Origin of the sequence: Vibrio sp. 1457 (genome assembly GCF_033340195.1) — a bacterium.
Classification (GTDB): Bacteria; Pseudomonadota; Gammaproteobacteria; order Enterobacterales; family Vibrionaceae; genus Vibrio; species Vibrio alginolyticus.
On record NZ_JAWOWA010000030.1, the window covers coordinates 1 to 16,223 of the forward strand.

17 protein-coding genes and 2 tRNA genes are annotated in these 16,223 nt (G+C 44.7%); 9 read left to right on the forward strand and 10 right to left on the reverse strand.

Annotated features, from left to right (window positions below):
* Positions 1–116: 116 nt before the first annotated feature.
* From R7Z41_RS21185 to lolB, 6 genes are all read right to left on the reverse strand, one after another.
* A tRNA-Met gene (locus R7Z41_RS21185) sits at positions 117–193 on the reverse strand.
* A 284-nt stretch (positions 194–477) separates the two neighbouring features.
* Entirely contained in the window at positions 478–1,569 is a 1,092-nt protein-coding gene (gene ychF, locus R7Z41_RS21190) for a redox-regulated ATPase YchF (RefSeq protein WP_005393178.1), read from the reverse strand.
* A 10-nt stretch (positions 1,570–1,579) separates the two neighbouring features.
* Positions 1,580–2,170 carry an aminoacyl-tRNA hydrolase gene (gene pth / locus R7Z41_RS21195; RefSeq protein ID WP_005384112.1) on the reverse strand — a complete coding sequence of 197 codons (591 nt, stop codon included), beginning with the start codon at positions 2,168–2,170 and terminating at the stop codon, positions 1,580–1,582.
* A gap of 151 nt (positions 2,171–2,321) precedes the next feature.
* The gene (locus tag R7Z41_RS21200; protein WP_005393176.1) at positions 2,322–3,266 is read right to left on the reverse strand and encodes a ribose-phosphate pyrophosphokinase; all 945 of its coding nucleotides are present in this window, start codon (positions 3,264–3,266) and stop codon (positions 2,322–2,324) included.
* 27 nt (positions 3,267–3,293) lie between these two features.
* Positions 3,294–4,166 carry a 4-(cytidine 5'-diphospho)-2-C-methyl-D-erythritol kinase gene (gene ispE / locus R7Z41_RS21205; protein ID WP_064369040.1) on the reverse strand — a complete coding sequence of 291 codons (873 nt, stop codon included), beginning with the start codon at positions 4,164–4,166 and terminating at the stop codon, positions 3,294–3,296.
* The gene (lolB, locus tag R7Z41_RS21210) at positions 4,163–4,801 is read right to left on the reverse strand and encodes a lipoprotein insertase outer membrane protein LolB (protein WP_017634843.1); all 639 of its coding nucleotides are present in this window, start codon (positions 4,799–4,801) and stop codon (positions 4,163–4,165) included. Before lolB ends, ispE begins: the two co-directional genes overlap by 4 nt.
* Positions 4,802–4,935: 134 nt before the next feature.
* On the opposite strand from lolB, the gene hemA reads away from it, so the two are divergent.
* The 8 genes from hemA (at position 4,936) to ybaK (ending at position 12,791) form a co-directional block, all read left to right on the forward strand.
* Positions 4,936–6,192 (forward strand): glutamyl-tRNA reductase, encoded by a 1,257-nt coding sequence (gene hemA / locus R7Z41_RS21215; protein ID WP_005384104.1) that lies wholly within the window; start codon positions 4,936–4,938, stop codon positions 6,190–6,192.
* A gap of 29 nt (positions 6,193–6,221) precedes the next feature.
* A complete protein-coding gene (gene prfA / locus R7Z41_RS21220) occupies positions 6,222–7,310 on the forward strand; it encodes a peptide chain release factor 1 (RefSeq protein WP_005382222.1) in 1,089 nt (362 codons plus the stop codon).
* 3 nt (positions 7,311–7,313) lie between these two features.
* Complete coding sequence (gene prmC, locus R7Z41_RS21225; RefSeq protein ID WP_115385795.1) at positions 7,314–8,168, forward strand: peptide chain release factor N(5)-glutamine methyltransferase; 855 nt, start codon at positions 7,314–7,316, stop codon at positions 8,166–8,168.
* 40 nt (positions 8,169–8,208) lie between these two features.
* Positions 8,209–8,592 (forward strand): SirB2 family protein, encoded by a 384-nt coding sequence (locus R7Z41_RS21230; RefSeq protein WP_005382225.1) that lies wholly within the window; start codon positions 8,209–8,211, stop codon positions 8,590–8,592.
* A gap of 5 nt (positions 8,593–8,597) precedes the next feature.
* The gene (locus R7Z41_RS21235; protein WP_005384098.1) at positions 8,598–9,407 is read left to right on the forward strand and encodes a SirB1 family protein; all 810 of its coding nucleotides are present in this window, start codon (positions 8,598–8,600) and stop codon (positions 9,405–9,407) included.
* A gap of 53 nt (positions 9,408–9,460) precedes the next feature.
* Complete coding sequence (gene kdsA / locus R7Z41_RS21240) at positions 9,461–10,312, forward strand: 3-deoxy-8-phosphooctulonate synthase (RefSeq protein ID WP_005384095.1); 852 nt, start codon at positions 9,461–9,463, stop codon at positions 10,310–10,312.
* A gap of 220 nt (positions 10,313–10,532) precedes the next feature.
* A complete protein-coding gene (gene ushA, locus R7Z41_RS21245; RefSeq protein ID WP_132937040.1) occupies positions 10,533–12,215 on the forward strand; it encodes a bifunctional UDP-sugar hydrolase/5'-nucleotidase UshA in 1,683 nt (560 codons plus the stop codon).
* Positions 12,216–12,317: 102 nt separating this feature from the next.
* On the forward strand, positions 12,318–12,791 hold the full coding sequence (gene ybaK, locus R7Z41_RS21250; RefSeq protein WP_206971058.1) for a Cys-tRNA(Pro) deacylase: 474 nt from the start codon (positions 12,318–12,320) through the stop codon (positions 12,789–12,791).
* A 66-nt stretch (positions 12,792–12,857) separates the two neighbouring features.
* Here the strand turns inward: ybaK and rluF are convergent, their stop codons facing one another.
* The 3 genes from rluF to R7Z41_RS21265 form a co-directional block, all read right to left on the reverse strand.
* Positions 12,858–14,015 (reverse strand): 23S rRNA pseudouridine(2604) synthase RluF, encoded by a 1,158-nt coding sequence (gene rluF, locus R7Z41_RS21255; RefSeq protein WP_054576681.1) that lies wholly within the window; start codon positions 14,013–14,015, stop codon positions 12,858–12,860.
* Positions 14,016–14,109: 94 nt separating this feature from the next.
* The gene (gene smrA / locus R7Z41_RS21260; RefSeq protein ID WP_005382233.1) at positions 14,110–14,691 is read right to left on the reverse strand and encodes a DNA endonuclease SmrA; all 582 of its coding nucleotides are present in this window, start codon (positions 14,689–14,691) and stop codon (positions 14,110–14,112) included.
* Positions 14,692–14,823: 132 nt separating this feature from the next.
* Positions 14,824–14,964 carry a DUF3149 domain-containing protein gene (locus tag R7Z41_RS21265; protein ID WP_005382236.1) on the reverse strand — a complete coding sequence of 47 codons (141 nt, stop codon included), beginning with the start codon at positions 14,962–14,964 and terminating at the stop codon, positions 14,824–14,826.
* A gap of 259 nt (positions 14,965–15,223) precedes the next feature.
* Between R7Z41_RS21265 and R7Z41_RS21270 the strand changes: the two genes are divergently transcribed.
* A tRNA-Pro gene (locus tag R7Z41_RS21270) sits at positions 15,224–15,300 on the forward strand.
* A 437-nt stretch (positions 15,301–15,737) separates the two neighbouring features.
* Here R7Z41_RS21270 and R7Z41_RS21275 read toward each other — a convergent pair.
* The gene (locus R7Z41_RS21275) at positions 15,738–16,121 is read right to left on the reverse strand and encodes a hypothetical protein (RefSeq protein WP_005384085.1); all 384 of its coding nucleotides are present in this window, start codon (positions 16,119–16,121) and stop codon (positions 15,738–15,740) included.
* Positions 16,122–16,223: the final 102 nt, after the last annotated feature.

Below are 16,223 nucleotides of genomic sequence, written 5' to 3' on the forward strand. Positions count from 1 at the left end.
AGGAGAGACTTGAACTCTCACACCTTGCGGCGCCAGAACCTAAATCTGGTGCGTCTACCAATTCCGCCACTTCCGCATCTATTCCTAACTGCTCTGATAAAAAGAACATTTAGGAATGGTGGCTACGACGGGATTCGAACCTGTGACCCCATCATTATGAGTGATGTGCTCTAACCAGCTGAGCTACGTAGCCAAAACCGTATTTTTTGTTCTCAACGCTTTGTTGCCTTGTCGTTGGGAACGGCGCGCATTATGCGAAGTTGAGTGAGATCCGTCAACAGTTTTTTTTAATAAATTTCGGAAAAAACCTCGTTCGCTTCCTTTTTAAACAAAGAGGCGTGTTTATGATCTAAAACTGGAAATAAATTAGCTTGCAGTTAGGTAATTTATTTTTGCTCATTTACTTAAGGTATTAAAAAAGCCAGCTTAGCAGCTGGCTTTTAGTGTAAATGAAGTGTTTAGAATTCATTCATTTAATTAAACATTGAAGCGGAAGTGTACAACATCACCATCTTTTACGATGTAGTCTTTACCTTCTAGACGCCATTTACCTGCGTCTTTTGCGCCATTTTCACCATTGAATTGGATGAAATCGTCGTAACCGACTACTTCTGCACGAATAAAGCCTTTCTCGAAGTCAGTGTGGATCTTACCTGCCGCCTGAGGTGCAGTTGCACCAACAGGGATTGTCCAAGCACGTACTTCTTTAACACCTGCTGTGAAGTAGGTGTGTAGAGTCAGTAGTTCGTAACCAGAGCGAATTACACGGTTTAGGCCCGGCTCTTCGATCCCCATATCTGCTAGGAATTCTTCGCGATCTTCATCTTCCAGTTCAGATAGTTCAGATTCGATAGCCGCACATACAGGTACAACGACATTGTTTTCTTTTTCTGCGAACTCACGAACCGCATCTAGATATGGATTATTTTCGAAGCCATCTTCGTTTACGTTTGCAATGTACATAGTTGGCTTCAGTGTTAGGAAGTTTAGATAGCCGATTGCTGCTAACTCTTCTTTAGATAGCTCAACCGTGCGTGCCATGCCGCCTTCAGTTAGTACTGGTAACAGTTTTTCTAGTACGGTTAGTTCAAATTTTGCGTCTTTATCGCCGCCTTTTGCCTTCTTCGCGTTACGTTGAATCGCTCGCTCACAAGAATCTAGGTCAGCCATTGCAAGTTCAAGGTTGATCACTTCGATATCTTCAATAGGTGAAACTTTACCTGAAACATGAACAATGTTTTCGTTTTCAAAACAACGTACAACGTGGCCAATCGCGTCTGTTTCACGGATGTTAGCTAGGAATTTGTTACCTAAACCTTCACCACGTGATGCACCAGCAACAAGACCAGCGATGTCCACGAACTCCATCGTCGTTGGAAGAACTCTCTGTGGGTTAACGATCTTAGCTAGTGCGTCTAGACGTAGATCTGGCACAGGAACCACACCAGTGTTTGGTTCAATGGTACAGAACGGGAAGTTTGCTGCTTCGATACCCGCTTTAGTTAGTGCGTTGAACAGAGTTGATTTACCTACGTTAGGTAGACCAACGATGCCACATTTAAAACCCATGATAGTAACCTTATTCAGCTTTGAACGTGTGGAGGCGATTTTGTGCTTTAGATAGGCCATCCTTAATCAGGATATCTAGACAACGAACAGCCTCATCAGCTGCTGCATCTAAAAGCTCTTGCTCTTTAGCTGGCGCTTTACCTAATACAAAACCCGCCACTTTATCTTTGTGTCCCGGATGACCAATGCCAATACGAAGACGATAAAAATCTTTGTTATTGCCCAGTTTGCTAATGGTGTCACGCAGACCGTTGTGTCCACCGTGACCCCCACCTTTTTTAAACTTAGCGACACCTGGCGGTAAGTCTAGCTCGTCATGAGCAACCATGATCTCTTCAGGTTTAATTTGATAAAATTTCGCAAGCGCTGCGATCGATTTACCTGATAGATTCATGAAGGTGGTTGGGATAAGCAAACGGAGATCCTGGCCATTGACCATAATGCGTCCTGTTAGACCAAAAAACTTTGGTTCGTTCTTCAGTGTAACGTTGTGAACGCGTGCTAATTCTTCTACAACCCAAGCGCCCGCATTGTGACGAGTTCTGGCGTATTCTGGTCCTGGATTAGCAAGACCAACAAGAAGTTTGATTTGTTGACTCAAGGTTAGGATCTCTCTGGAATCTCAAAAAGCGCAGTATGATAGCACAGAAAACTCGCGGTGGGCGACCAAGGGATTTTCTAGTTATCAGTACAAATAAAAAAACACCCCAAAGAGGGGTGCTTTTGAAATCAGTGTAACTGAAATGTTCGTATTAGTTGAACATTGCAGAGATTGACTCTTCGTTGCTGATACGACGAATCGCTTCAGCCAGCATGCGAGATAGGCTTAGTGTTGTCACTTTACCTGTTGCAGCCATCTCTTTAGACAGAGAGATAGAGTCAGTTACGATAACTTGGTCAAGAACTGAGTTCTTGATGTTATCCGCAGCGTTGCCTGAGAATACTGCGTGAGTAGCGTAAGCGAATACACGCTTAGCACCGCGCTCTTTTAGTGCTTCAGCTGCTTTACATAGTGTGCCACCTGTGTCGATCATGTCATCAACGATCACACAGTCACGACCTTCAACATCACCGATTAGGTTCATTACTTCAGAAACGTTTGCACGTGGACGACGCTTATCTACGATTGCGATGTCGATGTCGCCTAGTGCTTTTGCTGTTGCACGAGCACGAACAACGCCACCTAGGTCAGGAGATACCACTACAGGGTTATCTAGACCGCGAGCCTGCATATCTTCAAGTAGCACTGGCGTGCCGAAGATGTTGTCTACAGGTACATCGAAGAAGCCTTGAATTTGCTCTGCGTGTAGGTCGATAGTTAGAACGCGGTCAACACCAACGTTAGATAGGAAATCAGCAACAACTTTTGCAGTAATTGGCACACGCGCAGAACGTACACGACGGTCTTGGCGAGCGTAGCCGAAGTAAGGGATAACTGCAGTGATACGGCCTGCTGAAGCACGGCGCATTGCATCAATCATAACAACCAATTCCATTAGGTTGTCGTTAGTCGGTGCACAAGTGGATTGAATGATGAAAACATCGCTACCACGAACATTCTCATTGATTTGAACTGCAACTTCGCCATCAGAAAAGCGAGAAACAGATGCATCACCAAGAGAGATGTAAAGACGATCAGCAATACGTTGGGCTAGTTCAGGTGTTGCGTTACCAGCAAATAGCTTCATATCAGGCACGGTGGAAACCTCGGGTTTGCGTCCAGTTTAAATAGGTCGGTGTGAGGCTGATTGGTATTCAGCCAAAGTCTCTTTTAATGGCGAAATATTGCGCCCTTGAGCGATAAATGCCGAGACTTTATCAGAGAGTTGTGCAAGGATAGTTTCTGCTTCAGATTTGCTCGAAAATTCAGCAAAAACGCAAGATCCTGTCCCCGTCAATCTTGACGGCGCGTATTGTAGCAGCCAAGAAAGTTGCTTATCAACCTCTGGGTAGAGCATTCGTACAATTTTTTCGCAATCGTTTACGCTTGGCGTATTTAAAAGTGTTTCTAGATCTCGTTTTGGGGTGTTTCGCGTCAGATCTGGATGACAAAAAACGTCGACGGTTGCAATAGATACATTCGGTCTGACGACTAAATACCATTTTTCTTCGGGATAAGCAGGAGAGAGTTTTTCACCAACACCTTCAGCAAAAGCTGCAAATCCGCGCACAAATACGGGCACGTCTGCGCCTAGTTTTAAACCTATTTCAGCCAGTTCGTCGTCAGTTAGATTCAGTTGCCATAAGTAATTCAGTGCCACTAATGCTGTAGCTGCATTCGATGAGCCCCCACCAATGCCTCCACCCATAGGCAGCACTTTCTGTAGCTCAATATGCGCGCCAAAAGGGCAGTTTGAGTAAGTTTGAAGCGCGGTTGCTGCTTTCCAAATTAAATTGTCTTGAAGGGGCACACCTTCTATGTCTGGAGAAATCGTAATATCACCAGAATGGTTCGCTTGAATGGTGAGCTCATCGCCGTGATCGACGAATTGGAATAAGGTTTGTAACTCGTGGTAGCCATTCTCTGTACGGCCGTTGATATATAGAAAGAGATTCAATTTCGCTGGTGATGGCCAGCGTGTTGAAAGTTCAATCATTGGGTGATGTTCCATTTTGTGATCACTAGATTTATTTTGACATCAGCTGTGGTGAGTTTCAGCTTATTTGGCAGAGGGAGAGACTGTTCATGCCATTGAACGTCGCCATATCGTTGATATGCAATGCTCCAATCATTTAAACCAATTTGTTTGTTTAACGCTTGCAGTGTATTGGTTGGAGACAGTTGGAATTTGTCGGCATCGGTCGGTAGACCTAATAGCCAGTCAGGCATGTGATCGACGGGCATCATCAACCCTGTAAGACGGTAAATCAGCTGGTTAGCACTGCGAGAAGAAAGGACCTGATCATCGTAAGTTTCTACTGTGGCGCCTTGTGGGGTGATGGTGAGCTTTAATGCCGTTTGTCCGAGAATCGTTGTTAAACGCAACTGGCTTAGTGCTGAAGAATGTTTCCAGTAGAAGTTTAAATTTTGTCTTTGGTCTGGGCCAATATAACCAAGTTTCCCCGTTGCTTGAAAATCTTGGATGGTTTCGAGTCGCTGCTCATGAGCTTGCCATTCAACGCTGGTAACACTTTCAGGAACGGACGAACAACCAGCGAGCAGTAAGCTCGACAAGAAAAAAAGAATAAAGGAGCGTAACGTCATGTTTGATGGCTTATTAATCAGTTTCATCGGGAATCGCTCACAACTATAGCATTGAAAAGTCGCACTTAGGAAAACAAATCCGGCTTACCCTTTCAATAAATGCGTGCTTACAGTAAAATTCTGGACCTATTTTATAACCTATCCCAGAGATACCACGTTAGATGTCCTTGCTTGCTATTGGAATTAATCACAATACAGCGTCTGTCGACTTGCGAGAGAAGGTGGCGTTTGGTCCGGATAAACTCGGCCCTGCACTCGAGCAACTTAGAGAGCACGAAGCAGTTAACGGCAGTGTGATTGTTTCAACCTGTAACCGAACTGAGTTGTACTGCGATGTTAAGCAAGGAGCGCGAAACAAGTTGATCGATTGGCTTGCTCAATTTCATCAAGTGAGCCGCGAAGATTTAATGCCGAGTTTGTATGTTCATGAAGAGCAAGCAGCAATAAAGCATTTGATGCGCGTATCGTGCGGTCTTGACTCTCTGGTGTTGGGTGAGCCTCAAATTTTGGGGCAGGTAAAGCAAGCATTTTCTGACTCGCGAGATCATCAAGCCGTCGATGCCTCGATTGATAAACTGTTTCAAAAGACGTTCTCAGTCGCCAAACGGGTAAGAACAGAGACAGATATTGGTGGTAATGCCGTGTCCGTGGCTTATGCGGCATGTACACTGGCAAAACATATTTTTGAGTCGTTATCAGATTCAACCGTGCTTTTGGTTGGTGCGGGTGAGACGATTGAATTGGTCGCGAAGCATTTAGCGTCCAACGGTTGCACAAAAATGATTGTCGCGAACCGCACTAAAGAGCGCGCGCAAGGCTTAGCGGACCAATTTGGCGCAGAAGTGATCAGTTTGAACGAAATTCCTGAACATTTGGCGAAAGCGGATATTGTGATTAGCTCAACGGCGAGCCCATTGCCTATTATTGGCAAAGGTATGGTCGAAACGGCTCTAAAGCAGCGCCGGCATCAACCTATCTTGTTGGTCGATATTGCGGTGCCGCGAGATGTAGAGTCGGAAGTCGGTGAACTGAACGACGCATATCTGTATTCTGTTGATGACTTGCAATCTATCATCGACAGCAACATTGAGCAGCGTAAAGTCGAAGCGATTCAAGCTGAAGCGATTGTTAGTGAAGAAAGCGCTGCATTTATGACATGGTTGCGTTCACTGCAAGCCGTCGATAGTATTCGCGACTATCGCAAATCAGCCAACGAAATTCGTGAAGAGTTACTGAGCAAAAGTTTGCAATCTTTAGCGGCAGGCGCAGATCCGGAGAAAGTGCTGCGCGAGCTGAGTAATAAACTCACCAACAAACTGATTCACGCTCCAACTCGCGCATTGCAAAGTGCAGCAGAGCAAGGCGAACCAGCAAAATTAACGATTATCCGCCAAACACTTGGCTTGGATGATCTATAACTCACGCTTTTTATTAAGAAAACGACACTATGAAAGCCTCTATTCTGACTAAGCTAGAAACGCTAGTAGAACGTTACGAAGAAGTTCAACATCTTCTTGGTGATCCTGATGTAATTGGAAATCAGGACAAATTCCGTGCTCTATCAAGAGAGTACTCTCAGCTAGAAGAAGTAACCAAGTGCTTCCAAGCTTATCAACAAGCACAAGAAGATCTTGTCGCCGCTGAAGAGATGGCAAACGAAGACGACGAAGAAATGCGTGAAATGGCGCAAGAAGAAATCAAAGAAGCGAAAGCGACGATTGAGCGTCTTACTGATGAGTTACAGATTCTTCTTCTGCCAAAAGATCCGAACGATGATCGTAACTGTTTCCTAGAAATTCGTGCAGGTGCGGGTGGCGACGAAGCGGGTATCTTCGCGGGTGATCTATTCCGTATGTACAGCAAGTACGCAGAAAAGCGTGGTTGGCGTATCGAAGTGATGTCTTCTAACGAAGCAGAACACGGCGGTTACAAAGAGATGATCGCGAAAGTAAGCGGCGACGGTGCATACGGCGTGTTGAAGTTTGAGTCAGGCGGTCACCGTGTACAGCGTGTTCCAGCAACAGAGTCTCAAGGTCGTGTGCATACTTCTGCTTGTACAGTAGCAGTAATGGCGGAAATCCCTGAAGCGGATCTGCCAGAAATCAAAGCCGCAGACCTGAAAATCGATACGTTCCGTGCATCTGGCGCGGGTGGTCAGCACGTTAACACCACGGATTCTGCAATCCGTATTACCCACTTACCAACGGGTACGGTAGTAGAGTGTCAGGATGAGCGTTCACAGCACAAGAACAAAGCGAAAGCAATGGCGGTTCTTGCTGCTCGTATCGTTCAAGCGGAAGAAGAGCGTCGTGCCGCAGAAGTGTCTGATACACGTCGTAACCTTCTAGGTTCTGGTGACCGTAGTGACCGTATTCGTACCTACAACTACCCACAAGGTCGTGTGTCTGATCACCGTATCAACCTGACCATCTATCGTTTGAACGAAGTGATGGAAGGTGACCTGCAGAGCTTGATTGATCCTGTGATTCAAGAGCACCAAGCAGACCAACTTGCGGCGCTCGCAGAGAACGGCTAATCGATGAGCCAAGTTCAATCGATTGAGCAAGCACTGAAAAGTGCGACGGCGAAACTGGCAGAAGGCGGCAAAGAGTCGCCTTCTCTCGATGCAGCTGTACTCCTTTGCCATGTCCTTGGCAAACCACGAACTTACCTGCTGACCTGGCCAGAAAAAGCATTAGAAGCAGAGCAAAAATCTCAGTTTGACGCTCTACTTGAACGACGTTTAACTGGTGAACCCGTCGCTTATATTATTGGTGAGCGAGAGTTTTGGTCTCTACCGTTCAAAGTTTCTCCCTCTACCTTGATCCCAAGACCGGATACAGAACGTTTGGTCGAGGTTGCACTCGATAAAACCTACGAGCAAACTGGGCCTATTTTAGATCTTGGAACGGGTACGGGAGCTATCGCCATCGCGCTTGCATCTGAAATGCCAAAGCGTCAAGTGACGGGCGTAGACCTTAAGCAAGAAGCGAAAGCACTTGCAGAGTACAATGCTGAGCAGCTAAACATCAAAAATGTGACCTTTGCTCAAGGCAGTTGGTTTGAGCCTATTACAGAAGGTACGAAGTTTGCTTTAATTGTCTCCAACCCGCCATATATTGATGAAAAAGATCCACATTTATCCCAAGGTGATGTGCGCTTTGAGCCAAAATCTGCATTAGTTGCTAAAGAGAATGGCTTAGCTGATATTCGTTATATCTCGGATCTTGCTCGTCAGTATCTTGAAGTGGGCGGTTGGCTGGCATTTGAACATGGTTATGATCAAGGTGAGGCGGTGCGTGAGATAATGCGTGGCTTTGGTTACCAACAGGTCGTTACGGAAAAAGATTACGGTGGTAACGATCGAGTAACGCTCGGTTGTTTTGCCTGTTAATCACGGAAGTCAGCAAACACTAACTAAAAAGAGAAGAAAAATGTACGTAGCTCTAAAACACATACACTTAGTGACGATTGCGCTCAGCGCGACACTATTATCGATCCGATTCGTGTTAATGATGATGAACTCACCGAAGCGAAATAATCGCTTTTTGAAAGTGTTTCCCCACATCGTTGATACTGCATTGCTAGTGTCAGGTATCGCGCTTATTTTCATTACTGGTTTCATCCCGTTTACCGATGCCGCACCGTGGTTAACAAACAAAATCACCTGCGTACTGGCGTACATTGCGCTTGGATTCTTCTCATTGAAACTTGCGAAAAACAACCTACTGAAGATATTTGGCTTTTTCGGCGCATTGGGTTGGTTGGTCATGGCTGCAAACATTGCTGTGTCTAAGAGCCCTACGTTATTTGGATAGACGTCATGTTAGAGTTTTTTGACGAAGATTTTGACAATATACCGTTGGTGGAAGGTGCGCTTGAGCTCAACAAAGCGATTAACCCAGAAACCAAAGTACATTGGGCGAAACAAGAGTTAGAGCGTCTTTACAAAGATGCAGAAGCCACGCTTGTTCATGAAACCGATGAAGAGCAACGATTTGATGCATTCCTACGACTGTTTTTCCACGAGTGGGGGTTCAAAGGCGACGAGCAGGAATACTTTATTTCGGACAACAGCTTCATCGATAAAGTGTTGGAGCGCAGAAAAGGTATTCCTGTGAGCTTAGGTTCGATTTTGTTATACCTAGGCAAAAAGCTGGGGTTCCCGTTGAAGGGAGTTACTTTCCCTACTCAGTTCCTGTTAAAAGTCGACTGGATGCATAAGAAGCCAGACTACATCAACCCATTTAATGGTGAGTATGTAGGTGAAAGGATTCTTCAAGCTTGGCTTATTGGCCAGGAAGGACCGCTAGCTCAGCTAAAGCCTGAACATTTTGAGGAAGCTGACAACCCAACAATTATTGGTCGCTGGTTGGCGTTGATTAAAAGTGCGATGTTGCGCGAAGAGCATTATACGCTGGCATTACGTTGTACGAATCTTGCTCTAACGTTTGTGCCAGATGACCCATACGAAATTCGTGACCGTGGTTTTATTTTCCAACAGCTAGAGTGCCCTCAAGTAGCGGTATCAGATTTTCAGTACTTTATTGACCAATGCCCTGACGATCCGGCTTCTGAGCTACTAAAATCACAAGTTAATGTGATGAGTGAAACGCACGTCACACTTCACTAATTTTATCGATGTGCCGAACTGTGGCGTATCGTGGACAGAAAAAGAGAATCAAAATGGAACAGAAAATCGTTAATATCGGCGACATTCAGGTTGCTAACGACAAGCCATTCACCCTATTTGCAGGTATGAACGTTCTTGAGTCTCGTGATCTTGCGATGCAGATCTGTGAGCACTACGTAAAAGTAACGGAAAAACTTGGTATTCCTTACGTATTTAAGGCGTCGTTTGACAAAGCAAACCGCAGTTCTGTTCATTCATACCGTGGTCCAGGTCTGGAAGAAGGTATGAAAATCTTTCAGGAGCTGAAAGACACTTTTGGTGTAAAGATCATCACGGACGTTCACACTGAAGCGCAAGCTCAACCTGTCGCTGACGTGGTAGACGTTATTCAGCTTCCTGCATTCCTAGCTCGTCAAACTGACCTTGTTGAAGCTATGGCCAAAACAGGTGCGGTTATCAACGTGAAGAAACCTCAATTTATGAGCCCTGGTCAAGTGGGTAACATCGTTGAGAAGTTCGCAGAATGCGGTAACGACAAGATCATCCTATGTGAGCGCGGTTCTTGCCACGGTTACGATAACCTAGTTGTAGACATGCTTGGTTTTGGTGTGATGAAAAATGCTTCGAAAGGTAGCCCAATCATCTTTGACGTAACGCACTCACTACAAATGCGTGACCCATCAGGCGCAGCATCTGGCGGCCGTCGTGAGCAGACAGTTGAGCTTGCAAAAGCGGGTCTAGCGACAGGCATCGCAGGTCTATTTATCGAAGCGCACCCAAACCCAGACCAAGCGCGTTGTGATGGCCCATCTGCACTGCCTCTAGACAAGTTAGAGCCATTCTTAGCACAAATGAAATCGCTTGATGATCTAATCAAGAGCTTTGCAGATATCGATATCAAGTAAACGCCAGATGACTGGTGGTAACAAATACTATAGCCAACCGAGTGTTGGCTATTTTTTTATCTGAAAAACTGTAAATTCTCAAACTTGTTACTGATGAATTTGTTATTGCTAAACAATGCATCATAATTATTAAATCAATGTGTTAGGGTGCACGTGGTTTTCAAATAGATCGAATGCTTAAAATGTGCGTCAGTAATCCCAATAAGAAAAAGGTAAATAAATGAATCAGCGTCTGATGATCAAAACTGTTTTGAGTGCCGCTATCTTGGCCTCGTTAGCTGGGTGTGCTACGCAACCTGCACCAGAATGGAATGCCGATACAACCTATAAATTGACCGTGTTGCACACTAACGATCATCATGGTCGCTTTTGGCAAAATCGATACGGTGAATATGGCATGGCGGCGCGTAAAACGTTAATCGATGATTTGCGCGAAGAAATACAGGCTGAGGGGGGGAGCGTGTTATTGCTTTCTGGTGGTGACATCAACACAGGAGTACCTGAGTCTGATTTACAAGATGCCGAGCCGGATTTTAAAGGCATGAGCAAAATTGGTTACGATGCGATGGCTCTAGGTAATCATGAGTTTGATAATCCATTGGACGTGCTATTCAAGCAGCAAGAGTGGGCAAACTTTCCGATGTTGTCTGCCAATATTTACGATAAAAATACTGGCAAGCGTTTATTCCAACCATACGCGATGTTTAACAAGCAGGGCATTAAAATTGCGGTCATTGGTCTTACAACCGAAGACACAGCGAAACTTGGCAACCCTGAATTCATTGAACAAATTGACTTCCGTGACCCAAAAGAAGAAGCCAAGAAGCTGATTGCAGAACTGAAAGAAACAGAGTATCCAGATCTGATTTTTGCTGTCACGCATATGGGACACTATGAAAATGGTAATAGAGGCATCAATGCTCCTGGCGATGTGGCGTTAGCTCGTTATTTGAATGACGGCGATCTCGACATGATCGTTGGAGGACACTCACAAGAACCTGTGTGCATGGAAGGTCCAAACGTTATCAAAAAGAACTTTAAACCAGGTGATGAATGTCAGCCCGATAAACAAAATGGTACCTTTATTGTTCAGGCACATGAGTGGGGGAAATATGTGGGACGCGCCGATTACGAGTTTCGTAATGGCGAACTCTCGATGGTGAGCTACGATCTAATCCCTGTAAACTTGAAAAAGAAAGTTAAAGTTGATGGTCAGTCGCAACGAGTCTTGATCCAAGAAGAGATTAAACAAGACGAAATGATGCTTGAGTTTCTTCGTCCTTATCAAGAAAAAGGTCAGGGCAAACTAAACGTGAAGATTGCAGAATCTAACGGTAAGCTTGAGGGTGACCGCAATGTGGTTCGTTACCAGCAAACAAACTTAGGCCGATTAATTGCAACGGCTCACATGGAACGTGCGAAAGCAGATTTCGCCGTAATGAATTCTGGTGGTGTTCGAGATTCGATTGCTGCGGGTGATATTACTTATAAAGACGTGCTCACTGTTCAGCCATTTGGCAATATGGTTTCTTACGTTGATATGACGGGTAAAGAGGTATTAGATTATCTAAATGTCGTTGCAACTAAGCCTGTTGACTCTGGTGCTTATGCACAGTTTGCCGGCATTGCGATGAGTATCAATAATGGTGAGGTAACCAATGTGTTTATTGGTAATAAGCAACTTCGCTTAGATGGTAATTACCGCTTTACCGTACCAAGCTATAATGCTGCTGGTGGAGATGGTTACCCTAAAATCGACGATCATCCAGGGTATGTAAATACAGGTTTTACCGATGCTGAGGTTTTGAAGGATTATTTAGAAACACATAGCCCTATTGATGTTAATGAGTATGCCCCTTCAGGTGAAATCACGTATTTAGTTGATACGGCGATTGATCAGTAACCCAACAGAGAAAAAGCGATTGACTCAAACTCGCTGATATCATTAACTAAAAGCGCAGATCCAATTCAGTTTGCGCTTTTTGTTTTTATGAGGAGAATCTTGATGACTCCGGCCATTAATCTTGCGAAAAAGAAAAAAATTCCACACACCATCCATCAATATGAGCACGATCCTAGAGCCGATAGTTATGGTTTAGAAGCTGCTGAAGTGCTAGGACAGGATCCGAAAACAGTATTTAAAACCTTGTTGTTCTGCTTGAACGGGGAGCCAAAGAACCTTGCGGTTGCGATTATCCCTGTTGATCAAAAGCTGAACCTAAAACTGGCGGCGAAAGCAGCGAAGGGCAAAAAGGCCGATATGGCTGATCCGGAAATCGCGCAAAAGACCACAGGTTATGTCGTTGGTGGAATTAGCCCACTAGGGCAGAAGAAAGCCTTACCTACTTTTTTGCACGAAAGCGCAGTAGAGCAAGACACAATCTGTGTGAGTGCTGGTAAACGTGGTTTAGAAATTGAGTTAGACCCGAGAGATTTGCTGAGCTTAACTCGCGGTCAGTTTGCACCTCTTTGTTTGTAAACTCATGACAAATAAAAAGGACGCTCATGAGCGTCCTTTTTTGATCTTGCCTGTGTCAGTGAAGTGTTACTTCTTCAGACTCAATGTACCACCAGTGCGTTTAGCTGGTTTGCTTGGTTTCGCGGCATTTGGATTCATGTAATGCTGCTTAGGCTTACTCGGTGATTGAGGCTTGTTTGCTGAATGCGTATTGCTCGATGCATCTGGTTTACGGTGCGATTTACCATGCTCGCCTTGCGGTCTGCTGCGTTCACCTTGTGGTTTCGCTTTGTAATGTTCTTTAGCTGGACGTCCGCCTTCATCATCACGCTGACGACGCTTTTGTTGACCTTTTTTCGAGTTTGGTGCATGACGGAACTCATCAGCATTGTTACCGCGGAAAGTTCGTGTCTTCTGGTTACGACGAGCAGTAGAATCTTGGTTTTCTTCACGGCTATCAAACAGCTTCGCGTCGGTCGCTTTACGAATGTTGCGACCTCTAGAGTCTGTTTTTGATGCTTCTTCTGTACCTACAGAGCCTTCACACATTGCTAGGATCTCTGCCACTTCTTCGTCACTTAGGTAACGCCATTTTCCATTCGGAATACCATCAAGAGAGATATTCATGATGCGTACGCGACGCAGCTTGAATACTTCATAGCCCAGCGCTTCACACATGCGACGGATCTGACGGTTAAGTCCTTGAGTGAGCACAATACGGAAAGAGAATTTAGTTTCTTTCGTTACCTTACAAGGTAGGGTGACTGTGTCGAGAATCTTAACGCCACTCGACATCTGTTTGAGAAACTCTCCTGTAATTGGCTTGTCCACGCGTACGACGTACTCTTTTTCGTGGTTGTTGCCTGCGCGAAGGATTTTGTTCACGATGTCGCCATCGTTGGTCAAAAAGATCAGACCATCAGAGGGTTTGTCTAAGCGGCCGATCGGAAAGATACGTTTTTGGTGGCCGATGAAATCAACGATGTTTCCAGGGACGTCTCTCTCAGTTGTACAGGTGATGCCTGTTGGTTTATTGAGAGCGATATAAATCGGCTTCTCTTTTGCTGCCACTGGATTACCATCCACACAAACATCATCACCAGGTAGCACTTTTGTCCCCATTTCAGGTTTGTTGCCATTAATGGTGACACGGCCTTGCTCAATCAGTCTGTCTGCTTCACGGCGTGAGCAAAACCCCGTTTCACTGATGAATTTATTTAATCGTTTAGCGTTGTCTTGTGACATTTTTGTCTCCTAACGTTTCACAACGGCGAATGAAGCTCGCTTTCTTTAAGGGGAAGGAAGAATAAGGGCGGGCATTCTAGCATTAGGGTGAAATTTAGCCTAACCGTTTTTGGTGACGTTCGCGGGTTTCTAATTTCTTTTCCGCACTTTTTCTAAGTAGGACGTAAACGGCTCCAGTTCCACCGTGAAAGCGTTGCGCACTATGGACGCATTGGACTTCCTTTATTTGTCGTAGCCAACTGCTAACAAAGCTTTTCATCATTGCAGGTGGATTTGAGCGTTCTCCTCGACCATGGACGATAACGACCGTTCTAATGTCCATTGATAGGCATTGCTTTAAAAACGTCACGACTTCATCACGTGCTTCTTTCAATGTTTTACGGTGCAAATCCAAGCGAGCTTGGATTGGATACTTACCAAGGCGAAGTTTGCGGTAAACCCCGTCCTGTACACCATCACGTTTGAACTCAACAAAGTCCTCTGGCTTGAGCATTTCAGCGTGATCAAGTGATAGGTATTCTGGGTCATCTTCCGTTAACCAGATTGCTGCTTCGCGTTTTGCGAGCTGTGCTTCTGTTACTTGGTGTACTTTTTTGTGTTCGGTGGTGTCTTGAGTGATTGGCTTTACATCGCCCATCATCTGTTGAAATAGATCAAAATCGTCGTCGTGAGACATAGCAGTAATCTCATTAAGAACAGGGAAGAATAATAGGATTATATCAATGAGTGGTGCATTGAGATCAAATAAAAAACCGGAGTAGGCAAGTAACCGACTCCGGTGCAAAGCGTTTCTAGAGCTAAGCGAGATCTAGTGAGGAGATTTGTCGTTCATGATCTTGTATATGAAGAAACCGCCGTAAAATAACATCAGACCAATTGCCCCAAAAATTACTATCATTGACGATAGACCCACTGCATTACCAAATAGGAGATCAAGCCAAAAGTCCATACGTTTCCTCCAAGATGTTCCCGACAGGAATAAACTAAATGGCGGTGTCTTGTTGCACACTGATCTGGATCAATTATGTTGCTAAGGTTAATAAACTGTATTTTGTTGTGAGTTATCAGTCACATTTTACGTGCTAGTGTTCAGTTATTCATCAAACGAATTAAGACCTAAGGTTTTTTTGTAAAAAGCACTTGCGCCACAGTTCAGAATCCGTAATATACGCATTCGTTGACGGGGACAATTCCTCAGTTAAACATCTCGGTGAATAGCGCAGCTTGGTAGCGCATCTGGTTTGGGACCAGAGGGTCGGGGGTTCGAATCCCTCTTCACCGACCACTTTCAGAAAGCCTGCTCAATGAGCAGGCTTTCGTCGTTTTAGCGGCAGCAAATTTGACTTTGATAGTAGCGAACCAAATGGGGTTCGCCTGAAGTTAGAATATGGCTCTTCATCGACACATATTGAGAAAAAGGCTCTACAGAAATGTAGAGCCTTTTTCGTATTTGGTGATATTTATTTGGAACCAGAGGATCGGGGTCTGGAATGCCAGTCCTCTGGAAGCCCAGTCGCGTCGAATCCCTACTTCACCGACCACTTTTAGAAAGCCTGCTCAATGAGCAGGCTTTCGTCGTTTCAGCGGTCGCAAATTTGGCTTTGATAGTTGCGAACCAAATGGGGTTCGCCTGAAGTTAGAATATGGCTCTTCATCGACATATTGAGAAAAAGGCTCTACAGAAATGTAGGGCCTTTTCATTTTTTAGAGCGAGTAAATTTATTACTTGATGTCACACGAGATAGTATTGATAGGAGTTTCAGAAGTAGTGAAACAGACATAAGCGGTCTTTGGGTGATTTGGCCCAATCTTGACGTAACCCGCTTTTAAATCGTCTTCATCAAACGTTACTGAGTGAGATTTGCTTGTATTTCCATCATAGTAAACCGCTTCAAAGCCTTGGTTCATCATATGTGCAACGCGATTTCGAGTGTGGGCTGTTGAAAACGTGATGTTCGCGCAACGCATCATTGGTTTTTCGGTAATAAGAAATTGACCACTCTCTTTATCTAAAACACCGCCTTTTACTTCCGGAGTTATATCAATAGCTTGAAAAGCTTCTACGTTGCATGGCGGTTTAGCATAAGACAGCGAAGAAGTGAGCATAATTCCAATCGTGTATAGGAATAAATATTTAAATTTCATATGAGTTGTTTTGTATCCACTTAGCTTAACGGCGTTTTATAAGAAAGTTTGAATGAATTTTAA